We start from the raw sequence: 17,167 nt of genomic DNA, 5'->3' as shown, positions 1-17,167 counted from the left end.
TTTTGCGTGAACGTGCGTCCCGCTTGGGGGTTCCCAAGCACGAAATTACGACTGATCCGTCAGTTTTTATAGGGCGAAACAAAACCTATGGCTTCCAAGGCGATCGAACACGGCACTGCAAAGCGCCGTATCCGCAAGGTTTTCGGCAACATCCACGAAGTCGTGCAGATGCCGAACCTGATCGAAGTCCAGCGCGAGAGCTACGAGCAGTTCCTGCGCTCCGACAAGTCGATCGGCCATGTCTCGGGTCTCGAGAAGACGCTGCGCAGCGTATTCCCGATCCAGGATTTCGCCGGCACCGCCTATCTCGACTTCGACGATTACGTCCTTGAGCCGCCGAAGTTCGACGTCGAGGAATGCCGCCAGCGCGGGATCACCTATGCCGCACCGATGCGCGTCACGCTGCGCCTGACCGCATTCGAGGTCGATCCCGATACCGAGGCCAAGTCGGTCATCGATATCAAGGAGCAGGACGTGTACATGGGCGACATGCCGCTCATGACCGAGAACGGCACGTTCTTCATCAACGGCACCGAGCGCGTCATCGTCAGCCAGATGCACCGTTCGCCGGGCGTCCTGTTCGATCACGATCGCGGCAAGACGCACGCATCGGGCAAGTATCTGTTCGCTGCCCGCGTCATCCCGTATCGCGGCTCGTGGCTCGATTTCGAGTTCGACGCGAAGGACATCGTCAACGTCCGCATCGATCGCAAGCGCAAGCTGCCCGTCACCGCGCTGCTCTACGCGCTCGGCATGACGTCGGAAGAGATCCTCAACTATTTCTACAACCGCGTGACGTTCGTCCGCGGCCAGGGTGGCTGGATCGTTCCGTTCCAGGTCGAGAACTGGCGTGGCCAGAAGCCAATGTTCGACATCGTCGATGCGAAGACCGGCGAAGTCGTGTTCCCGAACGGCCAGAAGATCTCCCCACGCGCCGCGAACAAGGCGTTCAAGGACGGTCTCACCGACCTGCTGATCCCGACCGAGGAAATCTTCGGCCGCTATTCGGCGTACGACCTGATCGACGAGTCGACCGGCCGCATCTACATCGAAGCCGGTGACGAAGTGACCGCCGAGAATCTCGAACTGCTCGACCAGGCAGGAATCGAGCGTCTCGACCTGCTCGACATCGATCACGTCGCGACGGGTCCGTGGATCCGCAACACGCTCAAGGTCGACAAGGCCGAAGAGCGCGAGCAGGCGCTCAGCGACATCTACCGCGTGATGCGCCCCGGCGAGCCGCCGACGCTGGAGACGGCCGAGGCGCTGTTCTCGGGTCTGTTCTTCGATCCGGATCGCTACGACCTGTCGGCCGTCGGCCGCGTGAAGCTGAACATGCGTCTCGACCTCGACGTCGAGGATACCGTGACGACGCTGCGCACCGAGGACATTCTCGAGGTCATCAAGACGCTTGTGAACCTCAAGGACGGCAAGGGCGAAATCGACGATATCGACAACCTGGGTAATCGTCGTGTCCGCTCGGTCGGCGAGCTGCTCGAGAACCAGTACCGCGTCGGCCTGCTCCGCATGGAGCGCGCGGTGAAGGAGCGCATGTCGTCGGTCGACGTCTCGACGGTCATGCCGAACGACCTGATCAACGCGAAGCCTGCGGTTGCCGCTGTCCGCGAATTCTTCGGCTCGTCGCAGCTGTCGCAGTTCATGGATCAGACCAACCCGCTGTCGGAAGTCACCCACAAGCGTCGCGTGTCGGCACTTGGACCAGGTGGTCTGACGCGTGAGCGTGCCGGCTTCGAAGTCCGCGACGTTCATCCGACGCACTATGGCCGCATCTGCCCGATCGAGACGCCGGAAGGCCCGAACATCGGTCTGATCAACTCGCTCGCCAGCTTCTCGCGGGTGAACAAGTATGGCTTCATCGAGACTCCGTACCGCAAGGTCGTCGACCACAAGGTGACCGACGACGTCGTCTACCTGTCGGCGATGGAAGAGGCCAAGCACACGATCGCGCAGGCCAACGCCGAGCTCGATTCGTCGAACGGCTTCGTCGAGGAACTGGTGTCGTCGCGTCAGGCTGGCGAATTCCTGATGGCGCTGCCCGACAACATCACGTTGATGGACGTCAGCCCCAAGCAGCTCGTCTCGGTCGCCGCATCGCTCATTCCGTTCCTGGAAAACGATGACGCCAACCGCGCGCTGATGGGCTCGAACATGCAGCGTCAGGCGGTGCCGCTCGTCCAGGCCGAGGCGCCGTTCGTCGGCACCGGCATGGAAGAGACGGTCGCACGTGACTCTGGCGCAGCGATCTCGGCCAAGCGTGCGGGCATCGTCGACCAGGTCGACGCGGCGCGTATCGTGATCCGGGCGACCGGCGAGATCGATGCCGGCAAGTCGGGCGTCGACATCTACACGCTGATGAAGTTCCAGCGTTCGAACCAGTCGACCTGCATCAACCAGCGTCCGCTGGTGAAGGTGGGCGATGCGGTTCGTGCCGGCGACGTGCTCGCCGACGGCCCGTCGACCGAGTTCGGCGAGCTGGCGCTGGGTCGCAACAGCCTCGTCGCGTTCATGCCGTGGAACGGCTACAACTACGAGGATTCGATCCTGATCTCCGAGCGGATCGTGAAGGACGACGTGTTCACGTCGATCCATATCGACGAGTTCGAGGTGATGGCTCGCGATACGAAGCTCGGGCCTGAGGACATCACGCGCGACATCCCGAACGTCGGCGAGGAAGCGCTTCGCAACCTCGACGAGGCGGGCATCGTCTACATCGGTGCAGAGGTCGAGCCGGGCGATATTCTCGCCGGCAAGATCACGCCGAAGGGTGAATCGCCGATGACGCCGGAGGAGAAGCTTCTCCGTGCGATCTTCGGCGAGAAGGCCAGCGACGTGCGCGATACGTCGCTTCGCCTGCCGCCGGGCGTGTCGGGTACGGTCGTCGACGTTCGCGTCTTCAACCGTCACGGCATCGACAAGGACGAGCGTGCGATGGCGATCGAGCGCGAGGAGATCGAGCGTCTGAAGAAGGATTCGGACGACGAGCGTTCGATCCTGAACCGTGCGACCTGGTCGCGTCTTCGCGAGATGCTGCTCGACCAGACCGCCACCTCGGCGCCGAAGGGCGTCAAGAAGGGCGTCGTGATCGACATGGATCTCCTCGACAGCGTCGACCGCCACGAGTGGTGGAAGTTCGCGGTCGCCGACGACAAGGTCCAGAGCGATCTGGAAGCGGTCAAGATCCAGTATGACGATGCAGCCAAGCTGATCACGGACAAGTTCCACGATCGTCGCGAGAAGCTGGAGCGTGGTGACGAGCTGTCGCCAGGCGTGCTGAAGATGGTCAAGGTGTTCGTCGCGGTGAAGCGCAAGCTGCAGCCGGGCGACAAGATGGCCGGCCGTCACGGCAACAAGGGCGTCATCAGCCGCATCCTGCCGGCTGAGGACATGCCGTTCCTCGCCGACGGTACGCCGGTCGATATCGTGCTCAACCCGCTGGGCGTGCCGTCGCGCATGAACGTCGGGCAGATCTTCGAGACGCATCTGGGCTGGGCCGCACGCGGCCTGGGTCAGTCGATCACCGCGGCTCTGGAGACGTGGCGCGAAGAGAATCCGGACGCCAAGCCGGGTGCGATGCCCGAGGCGGTCCGCGATCGCCTCAAGACGGTGTACGGCGAGCAGTATCACGCCGAGATCGACGCCCGCACGGGCGACGAGATCGTCGAGCTGGCCAAGAACCTGAAGGGTGGCGTGCCGATGGCGACGCCGGTGTTCGATGGTGCCCGCGAAGCTGATGTGTCGGCGATGCTGGCGCTGGCGGGCCTCGACACGTCGGGTCAGTCGGACCTGTTCGACGGCCGCACCGGCGATCAGTTCGATCGCAAGGTGACGGTGGGCTACATCTACATGCTGAAGCTTCACCATCTGGTCGACGACAAGATCCACGCACGGTCGATCGGGCCGTACTCGCTGGTCACGCAGCAGCCGCTGGGTGGTAAGGCGCAGTTTGGTGGGCAGCGCTTCGGCGAGATGGAGGTCTGGGCACTCCAGGCCTACGGCGCGGCGTATACCTTGCAGGAAATGCTGACGGTGAAGTCCGATGACGTGGTCGGCCGCACCAAGGTCTACGAGGCGATCGTCAAGGGCGACGACACGTTCGAGGCCGGCATCCCGGAGAGCTTCAACGTGCTCGTCAAGGAAATGCGCTCGCTCGGCCTGAATGTGGACCTGAAGCAGTCGGAGCCCGGCTTCGACAGCGACGGCATCCAGATCGCGGCGGAGTAGTTCCTTTGCCCTCCCCTCCCGCTCGCGGGAGGGGACCGAGGGGTGGGCTCCCGGCCGGCAGCGAAGCGCGACGTCGATGCCGGGCGCCCACCCCCTCCCAGCCTGAAGAGGCTGGGCCCCTCCCCCTCCCGCAAGCGGTAGGGGGGAAGATTTTTCCTAAGGACAGCTCATGAACGAGATGACCCCCTTCGCCAATCCGGTCGCCAAGACCGAGACGTTCGACCAGATCCAGATCGGCATCGCGTCCCCGGACAAGATTCGTTCGTGGTCGTTCGGCGAGATCAAGAAGCCCGAGACCATCAACTATCGCACGTTCAAGCCCGAGCGTGACGGCCTGTTCTGCGCGCGCATCTTCGGTCCGATCAAGGACTACGAGTGCCTGTGCGGCAAGTACAAGCGGATGAAGTACAAGGGCATCGTCTGCGAGAAGTGCGGCGTCGAGGTTACCGTCTCGAAGGTCCGCCGCGAGCGGATGGGCCATATCGAGCTCGCCGCCCCGGTCGCGCACATCTGGTTCCTGAAGTCGCTGCCGTCGCGCATCGGCCTGCTGCTCGACATGCAGCTGAAGCAGCTCGAGCGCGTGCTCTACTTCGAGGCGTACATCGTCATCGAGCCGGGCCTGACCCCGCTCGAGAAGTACCAGCTGATGACCGAGGACGAGCTCCTCGACGCGCAGGACCAGTATGGCGAGGACGCGTTCTCGGCCGGTATCGGTGCCGAAGCGGTCCGCATCATGCTCGAATCGCTCGATCTCGTCGGTGAGCGTACCGCGCTGCTCGAAGAGCTCGCGGTCACCAAGTCCGAGCTGAAGCCCAAGAAGATCATCAAGCGCCTGAAGGTCGTCGAGAGCTTCATCGATTCGGGCAACCGCCCCGAGTGGATGATCCTCGAGGTCGTTCCGGTCATCCCGCCCGAGCTGCGCCCGCTGGTGCCGCTGGACGGTGGTCGTTTCGCGACGTCGGATCTGAACGATCTGTATCGTCGCGTGATCAACCGCAACAACCGCCTGAAGCGCCTGATGGAGCTCCGCGCACCGGACATCATCGTCCGCAACGAGAAGCGCATGCTTCAGGAGGCCGTCGACGCACTGTTCGACAATGGTCGCCGCGGTCGCACGATCACGGGCGCCAACAAGCGTCCGCTGAAGTCGCTGTCCGACATGCTGAAGGGCAAGCAGGGCCGCTTCCGCCAGAATCTGCTCGGCAAGCGCGTCGACTATTCGGGTCGTTCGGTCATCGTGACCGGTCCTGAGCTGAAGCTGCACCAGTGCGGCCTGCCGAAGAAGATGGCGCTCGAGCTGTTCAAGCCGTTCATCTACGCGCGTCTCGATGCGAAGGGTCTGTCGATGACCCTGAAGCAGGCGAAGAAGTGGGTCGAGAAGGAGCGCAAGGAAGTCTGGGATATCCTGGACGAGGTGATTCGCGAGCATCCGGTCATGCTGAACCGTGCGCCGACGCTTCACCGTCTCGGCATCCAGGCGTTTGAGCCGGTATTGATCGAGGGCAAGGCGATCCAGCTTCACCCGCTGGTCTGCTCCGCGTTCAACGCCGATTTCGACGGCGATCAGATGGCCGTGCACGTCCCGCTGAGCCTCGAGGCCCAGCTCGAAGCACGCGTCCTGATGATGTCGACGAACAACATACTGTCGCCGGCCAACGGCAAGCCGATCATCGTCCCGTCGCAGGACATGGTCCTCGGTCTCTATTATCTGTCGATGATGAAGGAGAACGAGCCGGGCCAGGGGATGCTGCTCGGTGACATGGCCGAAGTGCATCAGGCGCTGAACGCTCAGGCGGTCACGCTGCACACCAAGGTTATCAGCCGCGTTCCGCAGACCGACGAGAAGGGCAAGCAGTACCTCAAGCGGTACGAGACGACCCCGGGCCGCATGCTGCTGGGCGAGTGCCTGCCGCATAGCCACAAGGTGCCGTTCGACACCGTCAACCGCCTCCTCACCAAGAAGGACGTGGGCGACGTGATCGACGAGGTCTATCGTCACACCGGCCAGAAGGAGACCGTGCTGTTCGCCGACGCGATCATGTCACTCGGCTTCCGTCACGCGTTCCGCGCCGGCATCTCGTTCGGCAAGGACGACATGATCATTCCGGACGCCAAGGTTGGTCTGGTCGACGACACCAAGGCGCTCGTGAAGGACTTCGAGCAGCAGTATCAGGACGGTCTGATCACGCAGCAGGAGAAGTACAACAAGGTGATCGACGCCTGGAGCCGTTGCGGCGACCAGGTCGCGAACGCCATGATGGACGAGATCCGTGCGGTGAAGGTCGACGAGGAAACCGGCCGTGAAAAGCCGATCAACTCGATCTACATGATGGCCCACTCGGGTGCTCGTGGTTCGCAGGCGCAGATCAAGCAGCTTGCCGGTATGCGCGGCCTGATGGCCAAGCCGTCGGGCGAGATCATCGAAACGCCGATCATCTCGAACTTCAAGGAGGGCCTGACCGTCCTTGAGTACTTCAACTCGACCCACGGCGCTCGCAAGGGCCTCGCGGATACGGCGTTGAAGACCGCGAACTCGGGCTATCTGACGCGTCGTCTGGTCGACGTCTCGCAGGATTGCGTCATCATCGAACCGGATTGCGGTACGACCCGCGCGCTGGAGATGAAGGCCATTCTTCAGGGTGGTTCGACCATCGCATCGCTCGGCGAGCGCATCCTCGGTCGTACGACCGCGGAGGACATCGTCGATCCGAAGACCGGCAAGGTCGTCATCCCGTCGGGCACGCTGCTCGACGAGCCGATGATCACGACGATCGAAGGCCTCGGCACGCAGTCGTGCAAGATCCGCAGCCCGCTGGTCTGCGAGTCGAAGATCGGCGTCTGCGGCAAGTGCTACGGGCGCGATCTCGCCCGCGGTACGCCGGTCAACATCGGTGAAGCTGTCGGCGTCATCGCCGCACAGTCGATCGGTGAGCCGGGCACGCAGCTGACGATGCGTACGTTCCACATCGGTGGCGCGGCGCAGCTCAACGAAACGTCGAACCTCGAGGCGCATGCCGACGGTACGGTGCAGTTCCGCGATCTGCGTATCATCGTCGACCAGCGTGGCCGTCGCGTGGTGCTCAGCCGCTCGGGCGAAATCGCGATCGTCGACATGGACGGCCGCGAGCTCTCGGTCGATCGTATCCCCTACGGTGCGTACGTGCTGTTCGACGATGGTCACATCGTGTCGCGCGGCGACCGGATGGCCGAGTGGGATCCGTTCACCATGCCGGTGATCACGGAGAACCCGGGCACGATCAAGTATGTCGACCTGATCGAGGGCAAGACGCTCACCGAGCAGACCGACGAAGCCACGGGCATCGCCCAGCGCGTCGTGATCGAATATCGTGCTGCGACCAAGTCGAAGGAGGATCTGCGTCCGCGCATGACCCTGCTCGACGAGACGTCGGGCGAGACCGGTCGTTACATGCTGGCGATCGGCGCTACGTTGTCGGTCGAGGATGGCGCACAGGTATTCGGCGGCGACGTCGTGGCCCGCGTCAGCCGCGAGAGCGCCAAGACGCGCGACATCACCGGTGGTCTGCCGCGTGTTGCCGAGCTGTTCGAGGCGCGTATCCCCAAGGACTCGGCGATCATCGCCAAGATCTCGGGCCGCGTCGTGTTCGGCAAGGACTATAAGGCGAAGCGCAAGATCGGCATCCAGCCCGAGGATGGCGGCGACGTCGTCGAGTATCTGGTGCCGAAGTCGAAGGTGATCGACGTCCAGGAAGGCGATTACGTCAAGCGCGGCGACAACCTGATCGGCGGCTCGCCCGATCCGCACGACATCCTCGAGACGATGGGCATCGAACCCCTCGCCGAGTATCTTGTGTCGGAAATCCAGGAGGTCTATCGTCTCCAGGGCGTGAAGATCAACGACAAGCACATCGAGACGATCGTTCGTCAGATGCTGCAGAAGGTCGAGATCACCGACGGCGGCGACACCACGCTGCTGAAGGGCGAGCAGGTCGATCGCGAGGAAATGGACGCGACCAACGAGAAGCTCGAGAAGAAGCAGACCCGCGCACAGGGCAAGCCCATCCTGCTCGGCATCACCAAGGCGTCGCTGCAGACCCGCAGCTTCATCTCGGCGGCATCGTTCCAGGAGACCACCCGCGTCCTCACCGAGGCAGCGGTCCAGGGTAAGCAGGACATGCTGATGGGCCTGAAGGAGAACGTGATCGTCGGCCGGCTCATCCCGGCAGGCACCGGCGCAGGCCTCAACCGCCTGCGTGTCGTGGCCAACAGCCGCGACGCCGCGATGCGCGTCCAGCAGCGCAAGATGGCGGAGGTGTCGATCGTGGCACCGATGTCGGCTGCCGACGAGCATGCCGCCGAACTCGCGCGTAGCCCGCGTGATGCAGGCGGCGTCGGTGAGGATCCGCTCGCAGCGGTCGTCACCTCGGGCACCGGCACTGACGCGGATGCCGGCGAGTATCTGAACGCGCCCGAGTAATCGGGTTCGTCAGCGACTGGCACTAAAAGGCCGTCGTCCGGGACACCGGGCGGCGGCCTTTTTCGTTTGCGATGTTACCGGGTGGATCTGACATCCTCGCCCTTCCCATCCGGCAAGCGCTGGATCTTGCTCCTGCTACCCTGCGAATGAACTCTTGGTCATCAGGCCGCTGGCATGTTGCGGGGCGGGCGCGGGAAGGCTAGGCGAACGGCAGATGCGGTCGGCGTACCATCCTTCGTCGATCGAGACGCGCGTTTCCACGCGACGCCGCAGTGCCGCGTTCGTGCTGACGGTGATCGCGCACATCCTGATCATCCTGATGCTGGTGCGACTGGCCCCCTCGGCGGTCGTCAAGCCCGAGGAACGGAGCGAGCCGATCACGTTCCAGATCGCGCCCGATCAGAGCACCCCGACCCCAGCGAAGCGCACGCCGTCGCCGACCAAGCAGAAGCGCGCCAGCGGTGGTTCGCCGCCGCGGGCCGCACCGCGCGCCGAGTCCGCGCAGGCGCCCCCTGCCCCGCCGAAATCTCCACCCCCGCTACCGATCAAGATGCTGGGCGGGATGGAGATGTTCGACGCGGCCGACATCTCCAAGATGCCCGCGCATCCCGAAGACCAGCTTGCGGGCGGGGATGGGGGGAGCGGGTCGGGGAAAGGTCAGGACAGTGGTTCGGCCTATGGTCCTGGCGAGGGGCCGGGCGGGCAGCGGCTGTACAATGCCGAATGGTACCGCGAGCCCACCCATGCCGAGCTCGCCGAGTTCCTGCCCAACGGTGCGCCGCCGGGCGGCTGGGCGTTGATCGCATGCAAGACGATCGCGAATTACCAGGTCGAGAATTGCCGATCGCTCGGCGAATCCCCGATCGGGTCCGGACTCTCGCGGGCGATGCGGCAGAGCGCATGGCAGTTCCGCATCCGCCCGCCCCGCGTCGGCGGCAAGCCGATGATCGGCGCCTGGGTGAAGATCCGGATCGACTTCACGCAAGGCGGCGACAAGAAATAAGTGCGCGACACGGACCATCCCGCAGAAATATCCCCGCAACTATGGATATCCGCACCGACCCTGGGCATTTTCATCGCATGACGACCGATCCGAGCGACAAACCGCCCTCGCTTGCCCGTGCGACGCGGACGAGCGTGATGCTGAGCGCGGATATGTTTCGCGTCGACCGCGACGGGGCCAGCCAGCACCGCGTCACCAACATCTCGGAAACCGGCCTCTGCATCGCGCAGGCCGGTGACCTCGTGACGGGCACCGTCGTCGTCGTCGCGATCGGGTCGATCGCGCCAACCGCCGCCAATGTGGTGTGGGTCAGGAGCGGGCTGGCGGGGCTGGCCTTCCAGACGCCGATCGACGTCTCCGAAGCGCGCCGCCGGCGGGCCTCCGGCAGCACCTTGCGCCCGCCCGCCGCCGGCTGGCTCGCCGAACTCAACAACCCCTATAACAGCTGACCTACAGCGTCCGCGGCACCGTCACGAAACGCCCGCCTTCGACGCGGATCTCGTTGAACGCCGGCGGACTGCCACGCGTCCGCTTCGACAGGGTGCCCGCGCCGATCATCCGGATCGTTCGCCCTTCGCGTTCGATCGGAATGTCGAACGGATCGTGGACGTGCCCCGACAATACCGCATGCGCGCCCGCGTCCGCCAGCGCGGACAGCGCCGCGTCGCCGTGACGCGTCTTCGCGGTCCCGGTCGTGCCGCCTTCGATCAGCGGATGATGCGCGCCGATGAAGATCAGATTGCCCTTCGGCACGTCTGCGATCATCGCCAGCGCGCGCTTCAGCGATCCGGCGCTGACGCGCCCCTTCGACCAGTTCCACCGCCACTGCGCCCGCGCGGTCGTCTTCAGCGGCACCACCGTGACGCCGGGCAGCTCCAGCGGCCGCTCGATCATCTGCTCCACCGCGGCATAGCGCTGATAGGGCGCGAACAACCGCCGGAACGGGTCCCAATAATAGGGGATGTCGTGGTTGCCGACCTCCAGAGTCACCGGCACGCCGAGCGACTGGAGCCAGTCGCCCCCCTGCTGGAACTCGTCCTTGGTCGCACGCATGGTCAGGTCGCCGGTCATGATGACCGCGTCCGGCTTCTCCTCCGCCACGCGTTCGGAGAACCAGGCGATCGCCGCCGGATCCTCCGCACCGAAATGCACGTCGCTGACGTGGAACAGCTTCAGATTATGCCCCCCCAGCGTCATGTCAGGCGAGCTCGGACAGCTTTGCCGGCTGGTGCATCGGGCAGCCGTTGAACTTGCCGCGGAAGTCCGCCGACTGCTTGTACGTGTCCTTGCGCACGCGGTTCACGCCGCCGAGCGGCTGATGCGCGGTGATCCCATGCCAGATGCTGTACGACAGCGCGTCGTCGGTATGATCGGTGACGCCCTGTTCCCACGAAAGCTGTGCCGGCACGTCAAGCGTGGCAACCGTCACGAACGGGCTCTCCGCCTCGTCCCAGACCACCGACGCGTCCTCGATCGGCATCTTCTCGAGATCCGTGTTGAGCTGCACGCGGAACTCCCATTTGCCGCCATGCTCGACCAGCTCCTCGCGGACGACCTCGCGCAGTGCATTCGGGCGCGCGGTGATGTCGACCAGATCGCCGGTCAGGCGGGTCAGCTCAGGCGACACGGGGAACAGCGCGACCTTCGCGATATAGTCGCCGAAGCGGAACGGCGTCTGCGAATAATAGGTCTCGCCGAGCGGGTGGACGGGCTTGGCGCCGCCGAGCGTGGTCAGCGTCGCCGACTTGCCGCCGACCGCTTCGAGCGCGGACTCGACGACGCGGAAGGTGGCCGACATCGCCTTCTTCACGCCTTCGAACCGATCGGTCGTCTTTGCCAGCAGCTTCAGGTTCTTGGCGAAGGACTTGGGGTCCGCCGCGGAAAAGGCCGGGCCGTTGACCATGATGAAGTCCTGCGTCGTGTCGCCTTCCGATCCCGGCAGGCGTGCACCGTCGACGTCGAGGATTTTCAGCGCGAGACCGCGCGGGAGGCTGATACTGTCGTCGAGGATATCGCCGGCATTGGTCGAGATGCGGATGATCGCCTCATGCAGGCCCCGCGTCGCGAAGATACCCTGTGCGAGTTCGGGCGGAAGGCCATCGGCGACGGTAAAAGTGCCGCGCGCGATGCCGTGCGCCTTGGCATGGACCGACCGGACCGCATGGCCGTAATCTTGCGAAGTGGTCTCCAGGATCTCCTGGAACGAGTCCTTCATGCTCTGCAGCGTGTCCTGCTCGTCGGGCGCGATCGTTTCGACGGACGGATCGAACCGCACGGGGGTGGTGCTGGGCATTGGGGTATCTCCGGTTGGTGCCTAGCGGTAACCCGCTCGGTCGGCAGACGTTCCGGTTTCGTTGCCGCGACCGGCCGTTGCAAAGGATGCGCGCGCAGTCGATGTAGGCCGGCAAAAGGAGCCATCATGCACATTCCCACGATCACCGCCCCGACCGTCGCCATCGCCGGCTCGACCGATCGCTTCCCGGTTCGCCGGATCTTCTGCGTCGGCCAGAACTACGCCGATCATGCACGCGAGATGGGCTCCGACCCCGACCGGCAGGAGCCGTTCTTCTTCACCAAGCCCGCCGACGCGGTGGTGGAGAACGGCAGCGCGCTGACCTTCCCGCCGCAAACCGAAGACCTGCATCATGAGGTCGAACTGGTCGTCGCGCTTGGCGCAGGCGGCAAGGACGTCGCGGTCGCGGATGCGGCGGCGATGATTTTCGGCGCCGGCGTCGGCATCGACCTGACGCGGCGCGATCTGCAGGCGGCGGCGAAGAAGATCGGGCGGCCGTGGGATATGGCAAAGGGCTTCGATCGCTCCGCCCCGGTCGCGGCGCTCACGCCGGGCGTGCCCGCCGCCTCGGGCAGCATCGCGCTCACCATCGACGGCGAGACTCGCCAGTCGGGCGACCTGTCGATGATGATCTGGAGCGTCCCCGAAATCATCGCGACGCTGTCGACCTTCGTCGAGCTGGCGCCCGGCGACCTAATCTTCACCGGCACCCCCGCCGGGGTCGGGCCGATCCGTCGAGGACAAGCCGTGCGCGCGACCATCGACGGGTTCGAACCGCTCGAGGTGACATTCACCGCCTGATCGGCCATCGTCCCCGAATATAAGCGAATAAACGGGGGATTCATGGCTGACACGCGGGAATACGGCGAACGAGATTCGGGCGCGGATGGCTTTCTGAGCCGGGCGCGTACGGTTGCAGCGCCCGGCTTCAACCGCTGGCTCGTGCCGCCCTGCGCGCTCGCGATCCACCTGTGCATCGGCATGGCGTACGGGTTCAGCGTGTTCTGGCTGCCGCTGTCGCGTGCGATCGGGATTTCGGACCCGGTCGTCTGCCCCAACCTCTCGCTGATCGGCGCGCTGACCACGACGGCCTGCGACTGGCGCGTCAGCGATCTCGTCTGGACGTATACGTTGTTCTTCGTCGTGCTCGGCGCGTCGGCCGCGATCTGGGGCGGTTGGCTCGAGCGCGCCGGACCGCGCAAAGCCGGCGTCGTCGCCGCGTTCTGCTGGTGTGGCGGCATGGGCACCGCCGCGATCGGCGTGTCGATGCATCAGCTCTGGCTGATCTGGATCGGGTCTGGCGTGATCGGCGGGATCGGGCTGGGACTTGGCTATATCTCGCCGGTGTCGACGCTGATCAAATGGTTTCCCGATCGACGCGGGATGGCGACCGGCATGGCGATCATGGGCTTTGGTGGCGGCGCGATGATCGGCGGACCGCTCGCCGACCTGTTGATGAAGCATTTCGCCAGCCCCACAGGCGTCGGCGTCTGGCAGACGTTCCTGGTCCTCGCGAGCGTCTATTTCGTGTTCATGATGGCCGGCGCGATCGGCTACCGCGTTCCCGCCGAGGGTTGGGCGCCGGCGGGCTGGACCGCGCCGACTTCGGCCAAGGCCTCGATCAGCCGCTTCAACGTCGCGCTGTCGAACGCGCATCGCACGCCGCAATTCTGGCTCGTGTGGCTGGTGCTGTTCTTCAATGTCTCCGCCTCGATCGGGATCATCGGCATCGCCTCGCCGATGTTGCAGGAGCTGTTCGGCGGACGGCTGATCGATGCGCCGGGCGTGCTGTTCACCGCGTTCGACGACGACCAGAAAAAGGCGGCGGCGGCGGTCGGCGCAGGGTTCGTCGGCGCGATCAGCCTGTTCAACATCGGCGGACGGTTCTTCTGGGCGTGGCTGTCCGACCGGATCGGGCGCAAGCCGATGTTCGCGACCATCCTCGTCGCCGGCGCGCTGCTTTATGGTCTGGCGGCACCGGCACTGGCGGGCACGATGCTCGGCCTGTTCATCCTGGTCTTCTGCATCCTCGCCTCAATGTACGGCGGTGGGTTCGCGACCGCGCCGGCGTATCTCGCCGACCTGTTCGGGACGAAATATGTCGGTGCGATCCACGGGCGATTGCTGACCGCATGGTCGACCGCGGGCGTGGTCGGGCCATTGCTCGTCGCCAACATGCGTGACCGCGCGATCGCGGCGGGCGTACCCCGCAGCGATATCTATCCGCCGATCTTCTGGGTGCTGGCGGCGATGCTGGTCGCCGGGTTCGTCGCGAACCTGTTCGTCCGGCCGGTCGCGGCGAAGTTCCACATGCCCGCGGACGACAGGCCGATCGCGGTCGAGACGATGGCGGGCGGCGGGACGGTCGCGGCGGAAGGCGGCACCTCGCCGGTGATCGTCTTCGCGTGGCTGGCGGTCGGGCTGCCGATCCTCTGGGGGATCTACATGACGCTGTCGAAGGCGTTGATCCTGCTCAAGTAAAGCGCAACCCGATCGGTCGGCCATCGGTTGCTTCTGCTTACCCCAGACAGGAGCACCCCATGGCCGACCGGCTCACGATGCAGGATCCGCGCACGCAATATCCGCAGCCCCCCTTCCCGCAACAGCCGCAGGAAGCCCCGGGTATCGCGTCGAAGATGGACCCGAAGCCCGATCACGGCGAGACCAGCTACACCGGCTCGGGCAAGCTGGGCGGGCGGAAGGCACTCATCACCGGCGGCGACAGCGGCATCGGTCGCGCTGCTGCGATCGCCTATGCCCGCGAAGGTGCCGACGTCGCGATCGTCTATCTTCCCGCCGAGGAAGCCGATGCGAAGGAAGTCGTCGCGCTGATCGAGGCCGAGGGACGCAAGGCGCTCGCACTGCCCGGCGACGTGAAGGACGAGTCGTTCTGCCGTGCCGCGGTCCAGCAGACGGTCGATGCGTTCGGTGGTCTTGATGTGCTGGTGGTCAACGCCGGACGCCAGCAGACGCGGCCGACCGTCGCCGATATCTCGACCGACGATTTCGACCAGACGATGAAGAGCAACGTCTATGCGCTGCACTGGTTCGTGCAGGCCGCGGTGCCGCATCTGCCCGTCGGCGCGGCGGTGATCACGACCGCGTCGGTGCAGGGCTATGATCCGTCGGACAATCTGCTCGACTATGCGACCACCAAGGCGGCGATCGTCGCGTATACCAAGGGGCTCGCCAAGCAGCTGATCGAGAAGGGTATCCGCGCCAACGTCGTCGCGCCGGGCCCGTTCTGGACGGTGTTGCAGCCGAGCGGTGGCCAGCCGCAGGAGATGGTCGAGACGTTCGGGTCGAAGAGCCATTTCGGGCGTCCGGGCCAGCCGGTCGAGATCGCGCCGGTGTATGTCCTGCTCGCCTCGCAGGAGGGGAGCTATATCACGGGTGAGGTCTACGGCGTGACGGGCGGTGCGGGAGTAGCCTGACCGCAAATCCTCCCCCGCAAGGGGGAGGTGGCACCGCAGGTGACGGAGGGGGAGGAACACGCAACATCGGTTGCCCTTACCTCCCCCTCCGTCTGGCAAGTGCCAGCCACCTCCCCCTGGCGGGGGAGGATCGGTTCAAGAGCCGCTAGCTGCACATCGCTATTGCACATCGTTATCAAATCTGTACCTGTGTGCCGGTGACCATCCGCCAGCGCCTTTCCCTCGACATACCCGTGTTCCGCGCATGACCCGTGGCACGATCAAGGCTTGGTATCTCGTCCACAAATGGACGAGCCTGATCTGCACCGCGTTCCTGCTGATGCTGTGCGTGACCGGCCTGCCGTTGATCTTCGAGGAGGAGATCGACGGGTGGATCGACCCTCCCGCGCCGATGGCCACCTTGCCCGTCGGCACGCCGTCGCTCTCGCTCGACACCATTCTCGCGCGGGCGGCGAAGGCGGCTCCCGGCGAGATTCCGCTCTACATCAGCTTCGACGAAGAGCGGCCGATCGTCTACGTCACGACCGGGCCGACCCCCGACGCAGTGCCCGCGGCGATGCATTTCCACGCCTTCGATGCGCGTACCGGTGCAAAGATGCCGCCCTATGTACCAGGCGTGATGGCGTTCATCCTCGAACTGCACACCGACATGCTGCTCGGCTTCTGGGCGGAGATCTTCCTCGGCGTGATGGGCCTGCTGTTCTTCGCGGCGATCGTCTCGGGCGTCGTGCTCTACGCGCCGTTTATGGCCAAGCTCGACTTCGGCACGTTGCGGCGCGGACGCAGCAAGCGGCTCGGGTGGCTCGATCGCCACAATCTGCTCGGCATCGTCACGCTGGTGTGGGCGAGCGTCGTCGGCGTGACGGGGACGATCAACACCTTCGTCGTGCCGATCACCGCGATCTGGAAGGCGAATGGCCTTGCCGAGATCATCGCCAGCGAGACGCGTACGCCGCTCGGGTCCCAGCGCGCGTCGGTGCAGGCGGCGCTCGACGCGGTGCGGCGCGAGGCGCCCGAGATGGAACCGCAGTTCATCGCCTTCCCGGGCGTCGTCTTCAGCAGCACGCATCACTACGCCGTGTTCCTGAAGGGCGCGACGCCACTGACGTCGAAGCTGTTGCTGCCGGGCTTCGTCGATGCCGCGACCGGACGGCTCGACGCGGTCGTGCCGATGCCCTGGTACATGCAGGCGATGCTGCTCGCGCAGCCGCTGCATTTCGGGAATTACGGCGGGCTGGCGATGAAGATCGTCTGGGCGATCTTCGACATATTGACGATCATCGTGCTCGGCAGCGGGCTGTATCTTTGGCTGCGTCGTCGCGGCGGTCCGAGCGACCAGCGCGTCCGCGAAGTCGTGATGGCGGGAGAAATCGCATGAGCCACAAGACCAACCGCCAGATCTTCGCGATGCCGATTTTGCTGGGCGTGTCGACCGTCGCGGGGCTGGGTGCCGGGTTGATCGGCGACGGCGTCTGGGACGTCGGCGCGGGGCTCCTGCTCGCGCTGCCACTGGCGGTGACCGGCCGCTACTGGGTCCGCCAACCCGCCCCGCAATCGCGCCAGACCGAAGCCCCAAGGGTCGCGTCGATCGCCCGCTGAGCGAATCCTCCCCCGTCAGGGGGAGGTGGCGCCGAAGGCGACGGAGGGGGAGGACACGGAACGGCAGTTACACCTTACCTCCCCCTCCGTCAGGCAAGAGCCTGCCACCTCCCCCTTGCGGGGGAGGATCGTGAAACCTG

At 65.1% G+C, this 17,167-nt stretch carries 11 protein-coding genes; 9 read left to right on the top strand and 2 right to left on the bottom strand.

The window, feature by feature from the left end; genetic code table 11:
• Positions 1 to 87: 87 nt before the first annotated feature.
• The 4 genes from rpoB to SPHN_RS10255 all read left to right on the top strand — a co-directional run bounded on the left by rpoB (position 88) and on the right by SPHN_RS10255 (position 10,150).
• Positions 88 to 4,242 (top strand): DNA-directed RNA polymerase subunit beta, encoded by a 4,155-nt coding sequence (rpoB, locus tag SPHN_RS10270; RefSeq protein WP_056051380.1) that lies wholly within the window; start codon positions 88 to 90, stop codon positions 4,240 to 4,242.
• Positions 4,243 to 4,411: 169 nt separating this feature from the next.
• Positions 4,412 to 8,698 carry a DNA-directed RNA polymerase subunit beta' gene (rpoC, locus tag SPHN_RS10265; RefSeq protein WP_248523057.1) on the top strand — a complete coding sequence of 1,429 codons (4,287 nt, stop codon included), beginning with the start codon at positions 4,412 to 4,414 and terminating at the stop codon, positions 8,696 to 8,698.
• A 214-nt stretch (positions 8,699 to 8,912) separates the two neighbouring features.
• Positions 8,913 to 9,701 carry a hypothetical protein gene (locus SPHN_RS10260; protein WP_248523056.1) on the top strand — a complete coding sequence of 263 codons (789 nt, stop codon included), beginning with the start codon at positions 8,913 to 8,915 and terminating at the stop codon, positions 9,699 to 9,701.
• A gap of 77 nt (positions 9,702 to 9,778) precedes the next feature.
• A complete protein-coding gene (locus SPHN_RS10255; protein WP_248523055.1) occupies positions 9,779 to 10,150 on the top strand; it encodes a PilZ domain-containing protein in 372 nt (123 codons plus the stop codon).
• Position 10,151: 1 nt separating this feature from the next.
• Here the strand turns inward: SPHN_RS10255 and SPHN_RS10250 are convergent, their stop codons facing one another.
• The gene (locus tag SPHN_RS10250) at positions 10,152 to 10,898 is read right to left on the bottom strand and encodes a metallophosphoesterase family protein (protein WP_248523054.1); all 747 of its coding nucleotides are present in this window, start codon (positions 10,896 to 10,898) and stop codon (positions 10,152 to 10,154) included.
• 1 nt (position 10,899) lies between these two features.
• A complete protein-coding gene (locus tag SPHN_RS10245; RefSeq protein ID WP_248523053.1) occupies positions 10,900 to 11,994 on the bottom strand; it encodes a catalase family protein in 1,095 nt (364 codons plus the stop codon).
• A 126-nt stretch (positions 11,995 to 12,120) separates the two neighbouring features.
• Here SPHN_RS10245 and SPHN_RS10240 point away from each other — a divergent pair, with 126 nt between their 5' ends.
• The 5 genes from SPHN_RS10240 to SPHN_RS10220 all read left to right on the top strand — a co-directional run bounded on the left by SPHN_RS10240 (position 12,121) and on the right by SPHN_RS10220 (position 17,027).
• A complete protein-coding gene (locus SPHN_RS10240; RefSeq protein WP_248523052.1) occupies positions 12,121 to 12,795 on the top strand; it encodes a fumarylacetoacetate hydrolase family protein in 675 nt (224 codons plus the stop codon).
• 42 nt (positions 12,796 to 12,837) lie between these two features.
• Positions 12,838 to 14,475 (top strand): OFA family MFS transporter, encoded by a 1,638-nt coding sequence (locus tag SPHN_RS10235; RefSeq protein WP_248523051.1) that lies wholly within the window; start codon positions 12,838 to 12,840, stop codon positions 14,473 to 14,475.
• A 59-nt stretch (positions 14,476 to 14,534) separates the two neighbouring features.
• A complete protein-coding gene (locus tag SPHN_RS10230) occupies positions 14,535 to 15,428 on the top strand; it encodes an SDR family oxidoreductase (protein WP_248523050.1) in 894 nt (297 codons plus the stop codon).
• A gap of 244 nt (positions 15,429 to 15,672) precedes the next feature.
• The gene (locus tag SPHN_RS10225; RefSeq protein ID WP_248523049.1) at positions 15,673 to 16,806 is read left to right on the top strand and encodes a PepSY-associated TM helix domain-containing protein; all 1,134 of its coding nucleotides are present in this window, start codon (positions 15,673 to 15,675) and stop codon (positions 16,804 to 16,806) included.
• Positions 16,803 to 17,027: a hypothetical protein gene (locus SPHN_RS10220; protein ID WP_248523048.1), complete on the top strand. Its 225-nt coding sequence runs from the start codon at positions 16,803 to 16,805 to the stop codon at positions 17,025 to 17,027. The genes SPHN_RS10225 and SPHN_RS10220 overlap by 4 nt, the downstream gene beginning before the upstream one ends.
• Positions 17,028 to 17,167 lie beyond the last annotated feature (140 nt).

The organism is Sphingomonas faeni (assembly GCF_023195535.1).
In the GTDB taxonomy this organism is placed as follows: domain Bacteria; phylum Pseudomonadota; class Alphaproteobacteria; order Sphingomonadales; family Sphingomonadaceae; genus Sphingomonas; species Sphingomonas faeni_B.
Note: the sequence above shows the minus strand (reverse complement) of the source record. Positions and strands in the feature narration are given on the sequence as shown.